This window comes from Paenibacillus sp. FSL M7-1414 (assembly GCF_038003195.1).
Lineage (GTDB): Bacteria > Bacillota > Bacilli > Paenibacillales > Paenibacillaceae > Paenibacillus > Paenibacillus amylolyticus.
Genome location: NZ_JBBOOS010000001.1, coordinates 6,176,805 through 6,195,146, shown reverse-complemented (window position 1 = coordinate 6,195,146; position 18,342 = coordinate 6,176,805). Strand labels below are relative to the sequence as shown.

The following is an 18,342-nucleotide window of genomic DNA, read 5'->3' as shown; positions in this document are numbered from 1 at the left end:
GTTGTTCTACTATCGGAGTACCAGTTTAGTTACTCCTGGTAGCTCCATTGCAATTCTCCACTAATCGCGCTTTTGTAAAGGCAACCATTTCAATACATCCTGAATCTTGGCATCCCAGTAGCCCCACTCATGTTCACCAGGCCCTTCATCGTATGTCAGTTCGAAGTTCGTCTGTTCACAGGCTTGACGGAAGGTTTGATTATCCTCATACAGGAAATCTTCCGTTCCGCAGCATTGGTAGAGCAAAGGCCGAGGACTTTCGCTAGATTGTCTTTCTTTTAACAGATGAATCAGATCATTCTCGGTGCCTGCCACCTCTGGTCCGAAAATACGTTGTAACTCCGTCTGTTGCAATGCTGAGGATGCGTTTCTATCCATATGTGCAGACATATCGAGTGCTCCAGACAAACTGGCAGCTGCAGCATATTGATCTGGTTTACGAAGGGCCAGCTTGAACGCCCCATAGCCACCCATGGATAATCCGGCAACGAAATTGTCCTCCCGTTGGTCTGAGAGTGGGAAGAAAGAACGAGCAAGTGCCGGCAGTTCTTCACTGATAAAGCTCCAATAACGTCCGCCTTCTACCATATCTGTATAGAAGCTGCGGTGAACCTGTGGCATAACAACGGCGATCCCGAGGTTGGCCACATAACGTTCGATGGAAGTCCGACGCAGCCAGATGGAATCATCATCAGACAGGCCGTGCAGCAGGTACAGGGTTGGGTGCAGTCCTTTGCCAGTCACATTCTCCATGCCGATCTGATTGTGGGTTTGTTGCGGCAGAATGACATGCATGCTGGTGCTCAGCCCGAGCGTATCCGAGTAAAAATCACATTTAATAAGTGCCATGAGTATAAGAAACCCCTTTCATAAGTTCGTTAACCACGTGTTCTGACATGAGACGATGGGATGGAAATCGGATGCCTAGGCCTCCAAAGTGTTTATATGTAACAGGTTATACGCATTACGCTTCCATTGCAATAACAAGATCTACAGTAGAAAACAAAGAATTTCACACCAGTGGTTAAAGTGGAAATCTGTAATCGATCATCGATTTTTCAATGTGGTTTACAACGTAACAATGTTATGTTACACTCATTCCAATAAAAAGGGGGACCATATATGACAGATGATTTGATCTCCAAGAAAGAATTGTTGGACCTGACAGGAATCTCATACGGCCAGTTATACCGCTGGAAGCGGAAAAATCTCATTCCGGAAGAATGGTTCATTCGGAAGTCGTCCTACACCGGACAAGAGACCTTTTTTCCCAAACAACAGATTTTACTGCGCATTGACAAGATTCTCAATATGAAAGACGGATTATCGCTGGATGAGCTGGCAGACGTGTTCTCACCTACGTTGGGTGAAGTAGAGATGTCTGCACAGCAACTAATAGAGCGAAACATTGTTTCACAAATCTCGCTGGATCTGTTAAAAGAAGCAGGTCGAGAACAACCGCTGTATGCTTTGGAGCAGATTATGATGCTCTACGTCCTTGATAAGCTGTTAATGAGCGGAGATATTACTCGGCAAGAGGGTGCGTTGCTGATCGAAGTGATGTCCGAACATTATTATCGTTTTACAGGCAAACCCAGCGAACTCGTGCTTATTCGTAAGATGGGTGTTCCTTCATTCATGCTGGTAACAGCAGGAACGGAGTTTTATTTTGACAATGGTGTGAAAGTGGTTCTTAGGCAGCCGATGGGAACATTTATGGAAGAATTAAAACTCAAATTGGGATAAGGAGAGGATCATCTATGGAAGAGCGGAATAAGCGGAATGATCTGAATGTGGCGGGCATAAGTCAAACGGCAGGCGGGAATTTTCACCGTGTATCTATCGATGGCATGGCTAAGGTGAACGGCAACCTGGACTGCACCTCTATGGAAGTGAATGGAACATTGAAGATGCACGGCGCTTTGACCTCCGAGAGTGTAGCGATTAACGGCATGTGCACGTTGAATGGACCTCTGACCAGTTCTCGTGTCCGGGTGGATGGCATGACGACGATTAACGGAGATCTCCATAGCCCTGAACTTGAAGTGAACGGAAAGTGTACCGTACGTGGAAGAGTAGATGGGGAACGAATTGATATTGGCGGTGTGATCGATATTGAAGGGGATGTCCAATGTGAGTCCCTGAATGTACGGGGCAATATTAAGATCAGCGGCTTACTGAATGCGGGAACAGTGGAGATCAGGCTGCATACATCTTCTTCGGCTAAAGAGATTGGCGGAGAGCGTATCGATATTCGTCGCAAGGAACAACAGAATGGCTTTTGGAAAAGTATTGGTCTGGGCGGGACCCCTTCATTTAAGACATCCTTAATTGAGGGTGATGAGATTGTGCTGGAAGATACCGAAGCTGACATTGTTCGGGGGAGTAACATTCTTATCGGTCGCGGCTGTAACATCAGACTGGTTGAGTATTCAGGTGAACTTGAGGTAGATCAGGATGCCAAGGTGGGCAGCAGTCAGCGAATTTAAAGTTTGGATATGGAGAGAAAGGGATGGGATCGACATGAATAACAATCCGGGGCGTTCATTGGACAAAAAAATGGATATCAGCATCGTTGGTGATGGCAGTTCTTCTGGTGGCGTGTACGGCAAGATCAAGGTTGTAGGGGACGCGTCCTTTAACGACAATCTATCTTGTGATCGATTCAAATGTACGGGTACATCGGTCATATACGGATCGCTTGAATCCACAGATATTAAAATTACCGGAACCCTGACTCTAACAGAGCGAGAGACCAGCAACGATGGTGAGGATGGAATCCAGGCATCTGGCCTGCATGCCAAAGCTGAGCATATAAAAGTGGTAGGTGAACTTCATCTGTCAGGGGATTGTCAGGCGGAAAATATCAAGCTGAACGGCCGTTTGACGATAGCTGGGATGCTCAGCGCTGAACATATGACACTCAAAATCATGGGTCCATCCGAGGTCAAGGAAATGGGCGGTTCCATCATCTCGGTGAAGAGTGGCCGGTTGAATGACTTGTTTACGGGGAATAAATCAATTCTCAAGGCACAGATTATCGAAGGTGATGACATTGAATTAGAGAATACGGAGGCCGAGATTGTCCGTGGCGATAAAATAAAAATCGGTCCTGGCTGCCGGATTGGTACAGTGGAATATCGTTCATCTCTGCAAATTCATCCGCAATCGGAAGTTTTGCTGCAAAGCAATCGGTCCTTGGACTGATTAACGCAGACTTCTTTTCGGATATACTAATGCAGTCATATGAATAGAGCGTGAATGGAGAGATTGAGTACAATGGCTGCACGTAAAAACAGTATTGGATTGGTGCTGGCAGGGTTACTGCTCAGCATACTAATGGCTTCGATGGATAATACCATCGTGGCAACAGCTATGGGGGATATTGTCGGGAAGCTGGGTGGGCTCGACAAGTTCGTCTGGGTTACCTCCGCGTACATGGTGGCTGAGATGGCAGGGATGCCGATCTTCGGTAAGTTATCCGATATGTATGGACGGAAGAAGTTTTTTGTATTTGGTATTATTGTGTTTATGCTTGGCTCAGCGCTGTGCGGAACGGCAACGTCTATTGTGGAATTGACGATGTACAGAGCGATTCAAGGTATTGGTGCGGGGGCCCTGGTGCCGATTGCCTTTACGATCATGTTTGATGTCGTTGCACCAGAATCTCGTGGTAAATTGGGTGGATTGTTTGGAGCCGTCTTTGGCCTCTCCAGCGTATTCGGACCTCTGCTCGGTGCTTACATTACCCAGTATGCGACATGGGAATGGGTATTCTATATCAACCTGCCGCTAGGCTTGATTGCATTTGTGTTTATTGCGTTCTTCTATAAAGAATCCCATCAGCATCAATCCCAACAGATCGACTGGCTGGGTGCTGTAACACTGATCGGTGCTGTTGTGTGCCTGATCTTTGGTCTGGAACTGGGTGGCAAAACATTTGCCTGGGGTTCGTGGCAGATTCTTGGCTTGTTTGCCGGATTTGTAGCATTAGCCCTGCTCTTCCTTTTTGCAGAAACAAAAGCCAAAGAACCAATCATTTCCTTCAGCATGTTCCGCAACCGGGTCTACTGGTCCAGTAACGTTATTGGTATGTTCAGTGGTGCGGCGTTCATTACAGCATCCGTGTACATTCCGATCTTCATACAGGGGGTACTTGGTGGTAAAGCGACCAACTCCGGTCTTGTGCTGCTACCCATGATGCTTGGGTCCGTTGTGACGGCGTCCTTGGGCGGGGTGCTGATGACCAAAATCAAGTATCGTAATATCATGATCCCTACGTTAGCTTTACTTGTCATTGGACTTGGATTGCTGACCACACTGGATGAGAATTCTTCCCTTTGGACAATACGTATCTACATGGTGATGGTTGGTCTGGGTGTCGGTGCTTCGTTCTCCGTACTTAGCAATGCAGCCATGAACGCATTTGAACCGCAAAGACGCGGAGCAGCAAGCTCCACACTTAACTTTTTGCGGTCCCTCGGTATGACGATGGGCATTACGATCTTTGGTATCGTACAGAGCCAGGTATTTACGCGTAAAATGAATGATGCTCTCGCTGGTTCAGCTGCGGAAGCAGGCGGTGCTTCTGCGGGTGGCGTGCCGCAGGGAGTGGATCTGACCGATCCACATGCGCTGCTCTCACCAGAACTCAGACAGGCGATTCCGCCTCAGGTGCTGGATACCATCACACATGCCCTGTCCTCTTCCATCGTGCAGTTATTTGCCTGGGCTGTAATTCCGGCTGCACTCGCGTTGGTCGCTTCCTTCTTCATGGGAAAAGAGAAGATGGTTGTAGGCGAAGAGCAAGGCGAATACACCGGCGGTCACTAAACCGTAATGCAGTAAACTAACTATAAGTTAAGGTAGTACAGCTGAAGCTTGGTAAAACTCGAATAACATATCTTAAACCATGAAAAGACACACTTCTCGCGTATCCTTAAAAGGGACGGGAAGTGTGTCTTTTTGTTTTTTTTGGCTTCAGAAAAGGAACCTAAGGCTGTTTTGTATCGCTAATCCCGTCCTCGACCACAGAAGGTTCTTGTGGATCTGGCAAGCTGCTATGACCTGAGCGGGCAATTAGACGATTCTGAGCTTTGTACGTGTCCCGTGTAATCGTTTTGGATTCGACCACTTTGCCGTCCAGCCTCTTGGTTCTTACCGTCTCCACAATATATCCAGGCTGTCCGTCTTGCAGCACCTGCTGTGCACCATCAGGCAGTACAGTACTGGACACATACTTTACCGGAACACTTAATGTTTCAATGGTGCGAGATTCAAGTGCATAGCTGACATTCTCCGGGAATGTGCCGAAAAATTTCACCATCAATTGATGGTTCTTCACCTCTGCATGAAGGAGTAAGGATTTTCCTGTATTGTTCTTGAAGCGAAAATTGATGGCTCCCGAGGCAAAGGTGGCATCCAGTCCTTTGGGCAAATATTTGACCGGCAGGGAATGGTTGCGACGCTCAATAATATCAAGACCCGTCAACAGTGCTGCATTATACACCGTACTGGATACCTGGCAGATTCCCCCGCCAATTCCGGGGGTGAGTCTTCCATTAACAATGACCGGGGCCTCACGAAACCCATACTCCTTTTCAGCTTGACGGACGACCTTCTCATAATCGAATGTGGCATCCGGTGGTAAAATCATGCCGTTAATCGCTTCCGCCGCTGCGCTGACATTATGTATCCGGCCTTCACTACTATTGCCCAGACCCGTGGAGAACTGGATGATCTTTCGGTTAATGCCTTCCTGGCGCAGCGAATCAAGAGTTACTTCAGGTTTCAGTGTATAAAGTGGTACCTGGATCAGCAATGGGGCGGGTTTCTCATCCGGGTTGAGTACACTGAAATCTCGGTGCAGCTTCGTCTGAATGAGACTTGTGAGTGTATTCCAATCAATCCGGCGGACGCCCTTTTCCGGGATATACTGGACTTTGTCACTTGTGGTAATGCGGCGAACAGCGTCCGCAGGTGTACCGAAGGTTTCTTTTTCCCAGGCAGGGCTGAGATGTTCTTGGAGTGGTCTTGAGTTATAGGTCATATCGAGAGAGAACTCTTTCGGAAAATGATAACGTGCATAAGCGCGTTCCCACAGGTTACCTTCCTCCAGCTGCTGTATTGCGGACTCCAAGCTGTTAACGTTGTAACTCACCCCCACCTGAGCTGCGGTATACGACATCGTCTGGGGGTTGGGTTCAGTCACTTCAAAGGTGACAGGCCAGTCCTCCAGCTTTTGGATCTGTTCATCCAATTCATGCAATACGTCCTTGCGATTCTTCCCCTCTACCAGCATGCCGCCAACATGGACATCTTTGGGCAGGGCAGGTTGATTCACGTACATATACAGCAATCCATAAGACGCGGAGCCGATCAAGAGGATGGAGAATAGAACAATGACCGTCAAATGTATTTTTTTCATAACCGTACGCTCCTTTATACTTCGGTTGTTCCCGACTTTGTAACACTTTCTATATATATGATCCAATGCAGGAAAACTTTCGGGTACTCAATAGGTAACAAATTTGTTACAATAAACTTCATATGAATCCATGCTTCACCATTGAAACAGGAACGAAGTGGATTTTTTCCTGATGAAATTCAGGTCTTTTTAAAGGAAATGCCAGGATTGTGTCGAAATTATAATGGCTAACTATGCGAGCAGGAAGTGATGATGTGATAGAAATGCAGGACGTGTGGAAGACCTACGCCAATGGGACCCACGCATTACAAGGGGTGTCGGTGAAGATCGACCGCAATGAATTTGTTTATATCGTCGGTCCGTCCGGCGCAGGTAAATCGACATTTATGAAATTGATGTACAGAGAAGAAGTTCCGACCAAAGGACAAATATCCATTAACGGATTTAATATTGGTAAGTTAAAGCCAAGAAAGATTCCTTATGTGCGTCGTAACATCGGCGTTGTGTTCCAGGATTTTCGTCTGTTGCCACGGATGACAGCATTTGAGAATGTGGCATTTGCGATGGAAGTTATTGAAGCACCGAAGCGTCATATCAAAAAACGGGTGATGGAAGTGCTCGACTTGGTGGGACTGCGGAGTAAGGCAAATCGTGAACCTTCACAGCTCTCGGGTGGAGAACAGCAGCGTATTGCTATTGCACGGGCTATCGTCAATAACCCGTCGGTTATTATCGCGGATGAACCTACAGGTAACCTCGATCCGGAGACGTCGTGGGGCATTATGCAACTGCTGGATGAGATTAATTTCCGGGGAACAACCATTGTTATGGCGACCCACAACAAAGATATCGTGAATACGATGCGTAAACGGGTAATCGCGATTGAACGTGGACAGATTGTACGGGATCAGATGAGAGGGGAATACGGTTATGAATTTTAGTACTCTCTTGCGCCATCTGCGGGAGGGATTCAAAAACGTATTCCGCAACGGCTGGATGTCCGTGGCCTCCATCATGTCCATCATTGTGTCGTTATTTATTCTTGGTGTGTTTATGTTGCTGGTGCTCAATGTGAACTCCATGGCGAATCAGGTTGATAGCCAAGTGGAGATCAGCACGTTCCTCGAACTGAATGTGGACGAGAACCTGCGTAACACACTGGAGAAAGAAATCAGCGCGATGCCTGAAGTAAGTGAGATTCGTTTTGTTTCCAAGGAAGAAGGACTCAAGGAGTTCCGTGAGCGTCTTGGAGAGAGTGCAGATAACGTGCTTAGCGGTTTCGATGTGGACAACAACCCACTGCCGGAGACCATTGAAGTTGAGGTCATTGAACCGGAAACCGTCACTTTTGTGGCGCAAAAAATCGAAGCTTTGAACGAAAAACACCCGGAGAAGCCAATCATGAAAGTGAACTACGGCAAGGAAACGGTGGAAGTGTTGTTCAAATTTACGAAACTTGTTCGTAACATCGGATTTATTTTTGTTGGGGGACTGGGTCTGATGTCCATGTTCCTGATCTCGAATACGATTCGCGTAACGATTTTGGCACGTCGCCGGGAGATCGGTATTATGAAGCTGGTTGGTGCAACCAATACCTTTATTCGCTGGCCTTTCTTTATTGAGGGTGCACTCATTGGATTTATAGGCTCGGTCATTACGGTTGGTGTGCTGTTTGTTGGGTACAGCCAGTTGATGAAGACGATTGGTCAGGATGTTTTCATGCAGATGCTTAACTTAATCCCGCTCGGCGAAATCTGGGGGCTGTTTGGAACACTGTTGATCGGACTCGGTGTGCTGGTAGGTATTTTGGGAAGTACACTGTCCATTCGGAAATCACTCAACGTTTAATTTTGTTTTCAACGATCAAATTGCAGAATATGTCGAAAAGAATGGTAAAGCAGGTTCATTAATGGACGCTGTTTGACGATATGTAGGAAAGACGGAGTCTTTTAAGATTGAAGAAAGCAAAGAACATGCTGTTCACCACCTGTGCAGGTTGCTTTCTTGTGAAATCATAGGATGGGGGATCATCATTTTGAAAAAAACTGCTTCGCTGCTGGCCTTTACGTTATTGGCCAGTTTGACGCTTCAACCTTCTGACGGATATGCCAAGAGTAGCATCAGCGATATTGACCAACAGATTCAGCAACTGGAGAGCAAGGCCGCTTCTGCCAAGCAGGAGCAAAAAAAAGCGGCTTCCAACAAAAAGGAAGCACAGCATTACAAGAACAAAACCAACGCTTATCTGAAGGTTGTCATGGAACAGATCAATGTCGTTAGTGATGAACTGGCGAGTGTATCCTTGCAGATCGAGAACACGGAGGAAGATCTCCGTACAACAAAAAAAGATCTGCAAGCGGCAGAAGAACGCATTGTTGCAAGGGAAAAATTGTTGGAGTCACGCGTACGCCTGATGTATACGGACGGTGCTGTATCCTATCTGGATGTATTGTTGTCCTCTACTAGCTTCACTGACTTCCTGACCCGTGCGGATTCACTCAAAACGATTGTGGATCAGGATCAGCATCTGCTGGATGAGCACAAAGCGGACAAGCAACTGGTTGTGGACAAAAAGGCAGAACTGGATGTGCAATATGCGGAAGCCAAGAGTCTGTATGCACAGAAGAAACAGCGCAAGTCCCAATTGAATGAAAAAGAAGCGGAAAAGCAAGTGCTTCTCGCTTCATATGATGCTAAAATTGAAGAGTCAGAAGAGCTGACACAAGAGCAGGAAGATGTATTAATGCAGATTGCCAGCAAACGTTCGGCACTTCTTCAAGAGAAAAATAAATTGCGTGAACAGCAGGCAGCAGCCGCAGCCAAAGCAAAAGCCGCAGCAGCGGCTCGGGCGAAAGCTGCAGCCAAGGCGCCAACCAGAGTGAGTTCGGATAGTAGCAGTGAGGTCACGTATTCATCCGGTAATGGTATCTTCTCAAGACCGGTATCTGGAGGACGTATTTCTTCTCCATTCGGTCCCCGTACCCATCCAATTACGGGTGTAGTGGGTAAAATGCATGCCGGTGTTGATTTCGCTGTGCCTGTGGGAAGCTCTGTCCACGCTGCCTCTGGCGGGATCGTAATCATGGCTGAATGGTATAGCGGATATGGCTATACGGTTATTGTGGACCACGGCGGTGGACTATGGACGTTATATGGTCACTTGCGCGAAGGTGGATTCAAAGTCAGCAAGGGAGACACAGTAAGCAAAGGGGATACCATTGCTGAGTCAGGAAATACAGGGAACTCTACTGGGCCTCACTTGCACTTTGAAGTGAGAGATAACGGTACCGCTGTAAATCCAATGAACTATTTGTAATTTCCTCATCCACAGACCGAATGGAAAAAACATATTCCGTACAAGCTAGACATATACTAAGCTGGCATGTTTAGGGAATGGATTCTGGCAACAATGGAATCTGACACGCTTCAAAACTAAAGGCGGTGACAAACGGATGATGAAGAAAAGATCGGCGCTACTGCTTGTCATTGTGGGTCTCCTTGGCGGTAGTTTACTAACCCTGGTATTAATGACGTATCCGGGAATAGCGAGCCAGGCCACACCGGGCGAAGGTTTGCTGGCCAGTGTAACCGGTAATACGCAGCAGAAGAACGATTTGAAGAAGATTGAAACCGCGATGGATTTGATCTCAAGCAACTATTATAAAGATGTGGATCAGACCAAATTGATTGACGGTGCGATCAACGGCATGATGGAATCCCTTGGTGATCCGTACTCCAACTATATGGGGCAGGAAACAGCTGCTCAGTTTGAAGAGTCGATCGAAGGTTCATTTACCGGTATTGGCGCAGAGGTATCCTCACAGGATGGAAACGTGGTTGTTGTTTCCCCGATCAAAGGATCACCTGCCGAGAAAGCGGGTATTCGTGCGAAAGACATGATTATGTCGGTAAACGGTGAATCCCTGCAAGGTTTGGAACTGAACAAGGCGGTTAACAAAATAAGAGGTCCCAAGGGCAGTGAAGCGAAGGTACAAGTCAAACGTGCTGGATCTTCAGAACTGATTGAATTTGTCATTGTACGGGACGACATTGATCTGGAGACCGTATATGCTCACATGGAGGATGGCGGAATTGGCGTTATTGCCATTACACAATTCTCTTTGAATACAGGTGATCGCTTCAAGGAAGAGTTGGCGAAGCTTGAGAAGCAGAACATGAAAGGTCTGGTCATCGACGTACGGAATGACCCAGGCGGTGTATTGCAAGTTGTTATTGATATTGCTGAACAGTTTGTTCCTAAAGGCAAGGTTATTGTGCAAGTTGAAGACAAGAACGGCAAAAAGGAACAAAGCAAGTCCAATGGATCAGCCAAAGCTTATCCAGTCACAGTCCTGATGAACAAAGGCAGTGCGAGTGCGTCGGAGATTTTGGCCGGTGCATTACAACAGTCAGCAGGTGCCAAGTTGATTGGAGAAAATTCCTTTGGTAAAGGAACCGTACAGACGAGTTATGACAAGCAGATGGGTGATGGCAGCTTGCTGAAGATCACTATTGCCAAGTGGCTCACTCCGAACGGAGACTGGATTCATGAAAAAGGAATTAAACCGGATATTGCGGTAGACCAGCCGGATTATTTCTCGGTGGCACCGATTAACAAAGAGAAGTTACCACTGAAATATGACAGTAATAGCACGGATGTGAAAAGTGCGCAGACGATGCTGAGAGGACTCGATTTCAAACCGGATCGTGTGGATGGATACTACGACCAGAAGACGGAAGAAGCGGTCAAGGCATTCCAGAAGCAAAAAGGCATTCAGGCTACAGGCCAGATTGACGAGAAAACCGCTGAATCACTGGAAGCGGCTCTGATTGAACGTATTGCCAATCCTCAATATGATGCACAGCTGAAACGCGCGATCGAAAATGTCTCAAAGGATATTTCGTCCGCTGTGTCGAAGCCATAAAGAAGGCTGATTTTCAGCCTTCTTTTTTTCTGAACCGGCTGAAAGAGAGGGGTGACCGACCACAATGGAATGGGTATGGCCGTGGTTAACTACATTAGGGGAAGCTTTGTTGCAGTTGTTTATTCAGCCGTTTTATTATATTGCGGTGATCCTGATTGCGCTGATCTATCATCGTCAGTTACTACAGGAGCGTAAATTGTTTCATGTCCGTTTGCAAAGCTCGATAACACAAACTATTCGTGCGGTGCTCGGAGGTATACTCATTGGCACCATTGTCTCGATCGTGTCCCTATTCCTCGGTGCACATCTTACACTGGGAAGCCTGATATGCATATGGGCTGCAACATTAATTCTATCCTTATTCCGTATCCGGTATCTGTGCTTTGCTTACGCAGCTGGATTACTGGGTGTATTGCAATTTGGTTTGAATCTGGCTTCAGGCTGGCAGCCATCCGGTTGGATCGGCAGTATCACAGAGACGCTACGTGCTCTGGATATGCCTGCATTGCTTGTCTTGGCAGCCCTTCTACATATGGGTGAAGCCCTGTTAGTACGTATGCAGGGGGTATCGATGGCATCACCGCTTCTCTTCGAGGGAAAACGTGGGAAGCTGGTTGGCGGATATCAACTGCAGCAGTTCTGGGCCATTCCTCTACTGATTCTTGTTCCAGTCACAGGAGGTGGCGCGGAGCTGGCATGGAATCCACTGATGAATGCAGGTCATAGTTACATGTTGGTTGCGTTGCCGATTATGCTCGGATTTGGTGAGATAACGCAGAGTATGCTTCCGGGACAAAAGGTACAGATCTCATCCAAGCGGTTGATGATATACGGGGCAGCTTTGCTTGTGTTCAGTTTGCTTGCTGCATGGTGGTCTCCACTCATGGTGGTTGCTGCGCTGATCGCATTTATTGGACATGAATTTCTGGTATGGTACAGCGCGTTTGAAGAGCAAAACCGGAGTCCGGTATTTGTCCATCCGCAGCATGGCCTGAAGGTATTGGCTGTTATTCCGGAGAGTCCTGCTGCAGATTTGGGGATTGAAGCAGGAGAGACATTGTACAAGGTGAATGGTAAGTTGGTTCATTCACCGGAAGAGTTACATCGTGCCCTGCGGATGAACCCGGCTTTTTGCAAACTTGAGGTGCGAAATCACCAGGGAGAAAGCAAGTTCATGCAACGAGCGATCTATGAAGGGGAGCATCATCAGCTTGGGGTCATTATGGCACCGGACAATCACGAGGTCTGGGCGATTCGGTTACGTCCACTGACGTTGTTCCATATCATCAACCTCAAATTGTTTGCCCGTCTGAAAAAACCACAAAGGGACGAAGCTCCCTTGGCGTTACCGCCAGCCCCGGTGGCCAGTGATAAAGGGTCCGTGGAGATGTAACTTAGAATACGTGATGAAGTATGTTTGCATAAATCAAGCCATGAAAAAGGTATTTCCGAGCGCCGTCACAGGCAAGGGAAATACCTTTTTTGTTATTGTTTTAACATAAAGATGGCGATTTGGGTTCGATCACGCAAGCTCAGCTTGCCGAGAATATCCGTGACATAGTTTTTGACCGTGCCTTCACTGAGGAATAATTTGGCGGCAATTTCCTTATTGGATAAACCCTCCGATATGGCCTCGGCAACCGCCAGCTCCATACGTGTCAGTCCATAGGCTTCGATTGGATTCTGTGTCAGGGGAATTGCAGCGGGACGAAGAAGACCTGCCAATTTGCGGGCAATATCCGGATGAATTAACATATCACCGTTATGTACGGTCTTGATGCCTTGAATGATCCGCTCGGGTGGAACATTTTTTAGCAAATAACCGCTTGCTCCATTCTGTAATGCCTGAATAATATACTCATCGTCGTCAAACGTAGTCAGCATGAGCACCTGAATTTCAGGAAAACGTGCCTTGATGCGTTTGGTACCATCAACTCCGTCACATTCCGGCATCCGAATATCCATTAAAACCACGTCCGCAGGCGTTCCTGCTTCAAGCAATTCCAACGCTTCCTGCCCGTTTGAGGCTGTGCCTGTAACACTAATGCCGGAGCCGAGTCCAAGTAGCACTTTCAGGCTTTCGCGAATGAAATAGTCATCGTCGGCGAGAATCAGCCGGATAAGCGGAGGGTGGGCTGAATCATTCTTGTTGTTTACATCATTCCGTTCGGACATGAGAACATTCACTTCCTTTTTTCAGAGTATATTCAATTGGTTCGTTAATGGAATGCGTGTAATCACTGTATACGGATAAGCCGATTGAATCTCCAGGACTCCTCCCACCATTTGTGTGCGCAGAAGCATCCCTTCCTGTCCTATGCCATTTCGCTTGGAAGAATGAGGATTGATTTTGCCATCATTACTTACACTCATACACACTTCCTGATCCCCGAATACCAACTCCAATGTGATCGAAGAAGCATTTCCATGTCGCAGGGCATTGGTCAGGGCTTCTTTGGCATTTTTGAACAAAACGATTTGTATGCTGGGATACAGCACATGGGATGAGCCATGAACTTTATAATTTGTCTTCACGCCGGTATCTCTACCCACTTCCTCTAGGAGACGATCCAGGGCGTAGGCTTCGGATGCATAGGAATTAGGTTGCAGTTTGTGTAGTGTGCTGCGCATATCATCCATACTATCGGCCAATTGATCGCGAATCTGTCTCACCATTTCCGTTCCTTGTTCCATACTCAGGGGGAGGGTCAGCAGGGCGGCTTCCGACATCATTTTAGTGCGAATCAGTCGATGACCGATATCGTCATGAAGCTGTCTGGAGATACGGGTACGTTCCTCTGCCTGAGCCACTCCTTCAAGTTGCTTTGTAAATAACAGCAGCTGCGCACGAGTTTCTTGTAGCTCGTAATGTTTGCTGCGAAGTTCGTCATAGACTTGTTCCAGTTGTCCACGGCTGCTCGCCGTTCTTGATCCCTGCCAAGACAGAGCTGCTGTGATGAGCAGAAGCAGGTTGCCAAGAACCATCGAAGTTGTCTCTGCGGAGAGTAATGTAGTGGCGGTTGTATTTAGTGTGGTTAACCCTCGCTGCGATGCCTCTGGGACAGAATAATGCCAATGCAAAGCGACATTGTTAGCGACAAGCTGAATTGCAAACATCAACCATCTGCGACTTCCCTCCAGTCTGTATATATACACGTAGAGCACGGATAGAGAGAGGAAAAACATAAATGGTCCATATGAAGCAATCAGCCAGCAGTTCCAGAGCATTTCGGTCAGAAGCAACAGCCATTGCTGTGTACTTGAACAGTTAAAATCTTTCCACACGGAGAGTCCAAGCGCGATGATGATATATAGGGTGTAGACGGCTTCGTTTTCCAAGGGCAGCACCAACATGTACAGCACTGCTGGAACGATAATTAATCCGTATTGCAGAAACCGCATTGGCATATGTAAATGACATCCTTTATATAAAAAGTGGAGTAGAAAATCTCTTGGTAATGCGCCCTTGATTATACCATAAGCAGCATTCGAATCAGGAGATGACTTAAGTCACCTTCGATTCATGACTTTTTGTACCTTCGCTACAGAGTGCGATCCGTTTACAATAAAATTATGAAATCCAGCGGCGAAGGCCGAAACGGAAAAGGGGCGTAAAAGGGATGGGTATACTTGAAGTGGATCATGTAGTAAAACGATACGGCAGCAAGCTGTCCGTGGATCATTTGAACCTTAGTGTTGGCAAAGGCGAAATTTTTGGATTGCTTGGTCCCAATGGAGCAGGAAAAAGTACCACCATCAGCATGATTGCAGGGCTCCTGAATATCGATCAGGGTGAAATCAGATTAGATGGGATATCGGTCAAGGAGCGACCGCTTGACGTGAAACGCAAGATTGGACTGGTTCCGCAGGATCTGGCTTTATACGAAACCATGTCTGCTGCGGAGAATGTGACCTTTTTTGCCAGACTATATGGACTGCGTGGAAAATTGCTTAAGGAAAGAGTGCAGGAGTCTCTTGAGTTTGTAGGGTTGCAGGATAAAGCAAAGGATGCCCCCTCGACCTTCTCTGGCGGTATGAAACGCAGGTTAAACATCGCATGTGCGATTACACATCGCCCGGATCTGATTATTATGGATGAACCTACAGTTGGCATTGATCCGCAATCTCGGAATCATATTCTTGAATCGGTACGGAAACTCAACAAGATGGGTTCAACGATCATATATACAAGTCATTACATGGAGGAAGTGGCTGCGATTAGTCACCGGGTTGCGATTATGGATCAGGGGCGAATTATTGCCTGTGGGACTGAAGCAGAGTTGAGAGAACGGGTAGCATCGGAGGAAAAAGTAGTGCTCTCCACTTCCGGTATCGGTCCCGACGTCGTGGAAGAACTGAAACTTCACCCCCGTGTGCGGATGGTAGACGTTTCAGAGAATACACTGACCATTACGCTGCCTTCGGCACAGCAGGATCTGCAGGATCTGCTCTTCATTTGCAGCAAACATGAAGTAGCGATTCAGTCGCTCAAGGTTGAAGAGCCGGATCTGGAAACGTTGTTCCTCAATCTGACCGGGCGTACGCTTCGGGACTAGGGGGGAGCAAGAGATGAATATATGGCATATTTGCATCTTTGAATTAAGGCGTATTCTTAAGATTCGATCTGTGGTGTTGAACCTGTTTATTTTACCGTTGTTACTGATTTTTATATTGGGCACGGCACTTTCCAGTACAATGGGTACGGCGGAGGATGTTGTTCCCGATACTGTACGTGTGGGAATCATCCATTTGAGCACTGAATCTGGCGGAGGATCAAGTACGGTTAATCAAGCACTGGATACATTCGTGAATTCCCCGGCGGTAGCTGAGATGGTCAAGGTCCAGAACTTTACGACTGAAGAAGAGGCCGTCCATTCGCTGCGTACCGATAAGCTGGATTTTGCTGTAATGATTCCTTCGGATTTTGAGCAAAACGTGATGATGGGGAAAGAGGCCAGGTTACAGTGGATACGAGGAAAGGACAACACACTTAATACCTTGGGTGAAACTTTGTTCACACGTTTTACGGATGAATGGAACAGACAGATGGCGATTACGAAAGTGTTCGGTCCGGAAGTGACTGCTGCCATGGCCTCTGCTTCGGAGTCTGGTACGGCGAATTCCACCTCTATTGCTGTCACTAATCCCGGTAAAACAGGTACGGCGTATAGTGCCTCCCAATACTATGCAGCTTCCATGCTGGCGATGTTCATGTTGTACTCAGGCATGACAACAAGTACCAGCCTTTTTGGAGAGCGTGATAACAAAACGTTAATTCGCCTTCAGGCTGCGCCGATAGGTAATGGAGTTATTTTCGCTGGCAAAATTGCAGGTAATAGTCTGCTCGCTTTCTTACAAGCAACAACGATCATACTTATGACGTATTGGTTCTACGGTGTAGATTGGGGAACGCATCCTTGGTATATTGTGCTGACTTGTGTATGTATCACATTGGCCTCCATGACCCTTGGTGTAATCGTCGCACTGGTATGCAAAAGCACAGCATCGGCCAGTGCAACCATCCAAGGTATCATCGTTGCCATGACATTTATTAGCGGTGGGTTCACGCCCATTCCAATTGATTTTGTACAACGGCTTAGCGAATTTACGGTTAACCACTGGGCGCTCCAAAGTTTTCTGAGAATGATGCTGGATGCACCTGTACGAGAGATTGTATATAACATTCTAATGTTAGGCGTGGTATGTGCTGTATTACTGTTCATCTCAGGATTGATCTATAGAAAGGCAGGATACCGATATGAATAGTCTACACATCGCCTGGTTGATGATTAGACGTACACTTGGCCGTAAAATGGGCTTCTTTACATTCCTGCTTCTGCCTTGCTTGGTGGTTACAGGAGCGGTTGCTCTTTTTGGAAGCGAGCAGAGTACACGTACTGTTATTCCCTATGTGAATGAGGATGGAGGGGTGGCAGGGACATGGATGATTCATGAACTTGCTGGCAAAGAGGAGTATCTGCTCAAACCGATGACAAACGAAGCAGAAGTGAAGGAAGCCATCGCTCAGCAAAAAGGAAGTTCTGGCATCATCATTCCGGCACATTATACGGAGGATCTGTTACAAGGAAAGCCAACCGAAATTCAATTGGTGGAACTGCGTATAAGTGAAAGTTCCTATACCCTACGAGCAGCAGTTGAAGGTTTGACGAGCGGATTGTTACAATCTGCTTCAGCTGTTAAGGTGGCAACAGGTCCTGTCTCAAGTGAGACAGATATACTATCGAGTACACAGAAGCCATTTGAACAGCTTTTACAGGAGATAGGAAAACATCAAGTCGCTGGTGAAGTCACCGATCTGCAGATCTATCCCAAGCCAGGCCTGAACAATGTGACTGGATTTACAATCATGTTTATGATGGGGCTGTTGACCAGTGCAGTGGCTGTGATAATGGAAGATCGCAGGAAACGTACGATGGCCAGAGTATATACGGCACCCGTCCGTGCATATGAGATTGCGCTTGGTAACTTCCTCGGCAGCTTTGTCATTGGCATGATTCAGATTGTTCTCGTTTTGGGAGTCAGCAGGTGGCTACTGCATTATGATGCCGGTATTCCTTTTGGCATTCATTTCATCATCTTGGCCGCATTCATGCTGGTTTCCATGGGGATCGCAAGTACCGTGGCAGGATTAATACGTAATTCCAAAAATGCCAACATGCTGAATTCACTTGTCATTATGCCAACCTGTATGATAGGTGGTTGTTTCTGGCCGATCTCGTTGATGCCGGATTATATGCAAAAGCTCGCCAACTTTGTTCCACAGAAATGGGCGATTCAGGCGGTGGAGACGATCTCTGCTGGCGGTACATTGTCGGATATCACATTGCCACTATTGATTTTGTTTGGCATGGCTGCCATTTTGCTGACTGTAGGCTCTGCGATTCTACGCCCTAGCCAGCCAGGAGTAGAGGCATAAGGTAATACGACATAAAAGAAAGCACGCTCTGCTGAATTGAATTCAGTTAGAGC

Annotated in this window: 16 protein-coding genes; 12 read left to right on the top strand and 4 right to left on the bottom strand. The window is 47.1% G+C overall.

The window, feature by feature from the left end; all coding sequences use genetic code 11:
• Nucleotides 1–60: 60 nt before the first annotated feature.
• Entirely contained in the window at nucleotides 61–849 is a 789-nt protein-coding gene (locus MHH92_RS27165; protein WP_340907188.1) for an alpha/beta hydrolase, read from the bottom strand.
• Between the two features lie 273 nt (nucleotides 850–1,122).
• On the opposite strand from MHH92_RS27165, the gene MHH92_RS27160 reads away from it, so the two are divergent.
• The 4 genes from MHH92_RS27160 (at nucleotide 1,123) to MHH92_RS27145 (ending at nucleotide 4,833) form a co-directional block, all read left to right on the top strand.
• Entirely contained in the window at nucleotides 1,123–1,746 is a 624-nt protein-coding gene (locus MHH92_RS27160; protein WP_211085410.1) for a YhbD family protein, read from the top strand.
• A 14-nt stretch (nucleotides 1,747–1,760) separates the two neighbouring features.
• Nucleotides 1,761–2,489, top strand: a complete 729-nt coding sequence (locus MHH92_RS27155; RefSeq protein WP_127551501.1) for a polymer-forming cytoskeletal protein — start codon at nucleotides 1,761–1,763, stop codon at nucleotides 2,487–2,489.
• 34 nt (nucleotides 2,490–2,523) lie between these two features.
• Nucleotides 2,524–3,207: a hypothetical protein gene (locus tag MHH92_RS27150; RefSeq protein ID WP_127551499.1), complete on the top strand. Its 684-nt coding sequence runs from the start codon at nucleotides 2,524–2,526 to the stop codon at nucleotides 3,205–3,207.
• A 72-nt stretch (nucleotides 3,208–3,279) separates the two neighbouring features.
• Nucleotides 3,280–4,833, top strand: a complete 1,554-nt coding sequence (locus MHH92_RS27145) for an MDR family MFS transporter (protein WP_076254086.1) — start codon at nucleotides 3,280–3,282, stop codon at nucleotides 4,831–4,833.
• A 160-nt stretch (nucleotides 4,834–4,993) separates the two neighbouring features.
• Here the strand turns inward: MHH92_RS27145 and MHH92_RS27140 are convergent, their stop codons facing one another.
• Nucleotides 4,994–6,427 (bottom strand): VanW family protein, encoded by a 1,434-nt coding sequence (locus MHH92_RS27140; protein ID WP_340907187.1) that lies wholly within the window; start codon nucleotides 6,425–6,427, stop codon nucleotides 4,994–4,996.
• 254 nt (nucleotides 6,428–6,681) lie between these two features.
• On the opposite strand from MHH92_RS27140, the gene ftsE reads away from it, so the two are divergent.
• The 5 genes from ftsE (at nucleotide 6,682) to MHH92_RS27115 (ending at nucleotide 12,745) form a co-directional block, all read left to right on the top strand.
• Nucleotides 6,682–7,368 (top strand): cell division ATP-binding protein FtsE, encoded by a 687-nt coding sequence (gene ftsE, locus MHH92_RS27135; RefSeq protein WP_024631580.1) that lies wholly within the window; start codon nucleotides 6,682–6,684, stop codon nucleotides 7,366–7,368.
• Entirely contained in the window at nucleotides 7,358–8,275 is a 918-nt protein-coding gene (gene ftsX / locus MHH92_RS27130; protein ID WP_036667721.1) for a permease-like cell division protein FtsX, read from the top strand. The genes ftsE and ftsX overlap by 11 nt, the downstream gene beginning before the upstream one ends.
• A gap of 187 nt (nucleotides 8,276–8,462) precedes the next feature.
• Nucleotides 8,463–9,743 (top strand): murein hydrolase activator EnvC family protein, encoded by a 1,281-nt coding sequence (locus MHH92_RS27125; RefSeq protein WP_340907186.1) that lies wholly within the window; start codon nucleotides 8,463–8,465, stop codon nucleotides 9,741–9,743.
• A 136-nt stretch (nucleotides 9,744–9,879) separates the two neighbouring features.
• Nucleotides 9,880–11,352, top strand: coding sequence for a S41 family peptidase (locus MHH92_RS27120; protein WP_289390471.1), 1,473 nt, complete (start codon nucleotides 9,880–9,882; stop codon nucleotides 11,350–11,352).
• Nucleotides 11,353–11,416: 64 nt separating this feature from the next.
• The gene (locus MHH92_RS27115; protein ID WP_340907185.1) at nucleotides 11,417–12,745 is read left to right on the top strand and encodes a PDZ domain-containing protein; all 1,329 of its coding nucleotides are present in this window, start codon (nucleotides 11,417–11,419) and stop codon (nucleotides 12,743–12,745) included.
• Nucleotides 12,746–12,837: 92 nt separating this feature from the next.
• Here MHH92_RS27115 and MHH92_RS27110 read toward each other — a convergent pair whose 3' ends face one another.
• Both MHH92_RS27110 and MHH92_RS27105 read right to left on the bottom strand, forming a co-directional pair.
• Entirely contained in the window at nucleotides 12,838–13,527 is a 690-nt protein-coding gene (locus MHH92_RS27110; RefSeq protein WP_340028272.1) for a response regulator transcription factor, read from the bottom strand.
• A gap of 21 nt (nucleotides 13,528–13,548) precedes the next feature.
• Complete coding sequence (locus tag MHH92_RS27105; protein WP_340907184.1) at nucleotides 13,549–14,760, bottom strand: sensor histidine kinase; 1,212 nt, start codon at nucleotides 14,758–14,760, stop codon at nucleotides 13,549–13,551.
• A gap of 212 nt (nucleotides 14,761–14,972) precedes the next feature.
• Here MHH92_RS27105 and MHH92_RS27100 point away from each other — a divergent pair, with 212 nt between their 5' ends.
• Genes MHH92_RS27100 through MHH92_RS27090 form a run of 3 tightly spaced genes read left to right on the top strand, consistent with a single transcriptional unit; the run spans nucleotide 14,973 to nucleotide 18,289 of the window.
• On the top strand, nucleotides 14,973–15,908 hold the full coding sequence (locus MHH92_RS27100; protein WP_340907183.1) for an ABC transporter ATP-binding protein: 936 nt from the start codon (nucleotides 14,973–14,975) through the stop codon (nucleotides 15,906–15,908).
• A 13-nt stretch (nucleotides 15,909–15,921) separates the two neighbouring features.
• Entirely contained in the window at nucleotides 15,922–17,118 is a 1,197-nt protein-coding gene (locus MHH92_RS27095; protein ID WP_340907181.1) for an ABC transporter permease, read from the top strand.
• Nucleotides 17,111–18,289, top strand: coding sequence for an ABC transporter permease (locus tag MHH92_RS27090; RefSeq protein WP_340907180.1), 1,179 nt, complete (start codon nucleotides 17,111–17,113; stop codon nucleotides 18,287–18,289). The genes MHH92_RS27095 and MHH92_RS27090 overlap by 8 nt, the downstream gene beginning before the upstream one ends.
• Nucleotides 18,290–18,342: the final 53 nt, after the last annotated feature.

Bases quoted from the DNA above. Each gene is read 5' to 3' on its own strand.
- MHH92_RS27165 (WP_340907188.1), bottom strand. From the start codon at position 849: ATGGCACTTATTAAATGTGATTTTTACTCGGATACGCTCGGGCTGAGC.
- MHH92_RS27160 (WP_211085410.1), top strand. From the start codon at position 1,123: ATGACAGATGATTTGATCTCCAAGAAAGAATTGTTGGACCTGACAGGA.
- MHH92_RS27155 (WP_127551501.1), top strand. From the start codon at position 1,761: ATGGAAGAGCGGAATAAGCGGAATGATCTGAATGTGGCGGGCATAAGT.
- MHH92_RS27150 (WP_127551499.1), top strand. From the start codon at position 2,524: ATGAATAACAATCCGGGGCGTTCATTGGACAAAAAAATGGATATCAGC.
- MHH92_RS27145 (WP_076254086.1), top strand. From the start codon at position 3,280: ATGGCTGCACGTAAAAACAGTATTGGATTGGTGCTGGCAGGGTTACTG.
- MHH92_RS27140 (WP_340907187.1), bottom strand. From the start codon at position 6,427: ATGAAAAAAATACATTTGACGGTCATTGTTCTATTCTCCATCCTCTTG.
- ftsX (WP_036667721.1), top strand. From the start codon at position 7,358: ATGAATTTTAGTACTCTCTTGCGCCATCTGCGGGAGGGATTCAAAAAC.
- MHH92_RS27120 (WP_289390471.1), top strand. From the start codon at position 9,880: ATGATGAAGAAAAGATCGGCGCTACTGCTTGTCATTGTGGGTCTCCTT.
- MHH92_RS27115 (WP_340907185.1), top strand. From the start codon at position 11,417: ATGGAATGGGTATGGCCGTGGTTAACTACATTAGGGGAAGCTTTGTTG.
- MHH92_RS27110 (WP_340028272.1), bottom strand. From the start codon at position 13,527: ATGTCCGAACGGAATGATGTAAACAACAAGAATGATTCAGCCCACCCT.
- MHH92_RS27105 (WP_340907184.1), bottom strand. From the start codon at position 14,760: ATGCCAATGCGGTTTCTGCAATACGGATTAATTATCGTTCCAGCAGTG.
- MHH92_RS27100 (WP_340907183.1), top strand. From the start codon at position 14,973: ATGGGTATACTTGAAGTGGATCATGTAGTAAAACGATACGGCAGCAAG.
- MHH92_RS27095 (WP_340907181.1), top strand. From the start codon at position 15,922: ATGAATATATGGCATATTTGCATCTTTGAATTAAGGCGTATTCTTAAG.
- MHH92_RS27090 (WP_340907180.1), top strand. From the start codon at position 17,111: ATGAATAGTCTACACATCGCCTGGTTGATGATTAGACGTACACTTGGC.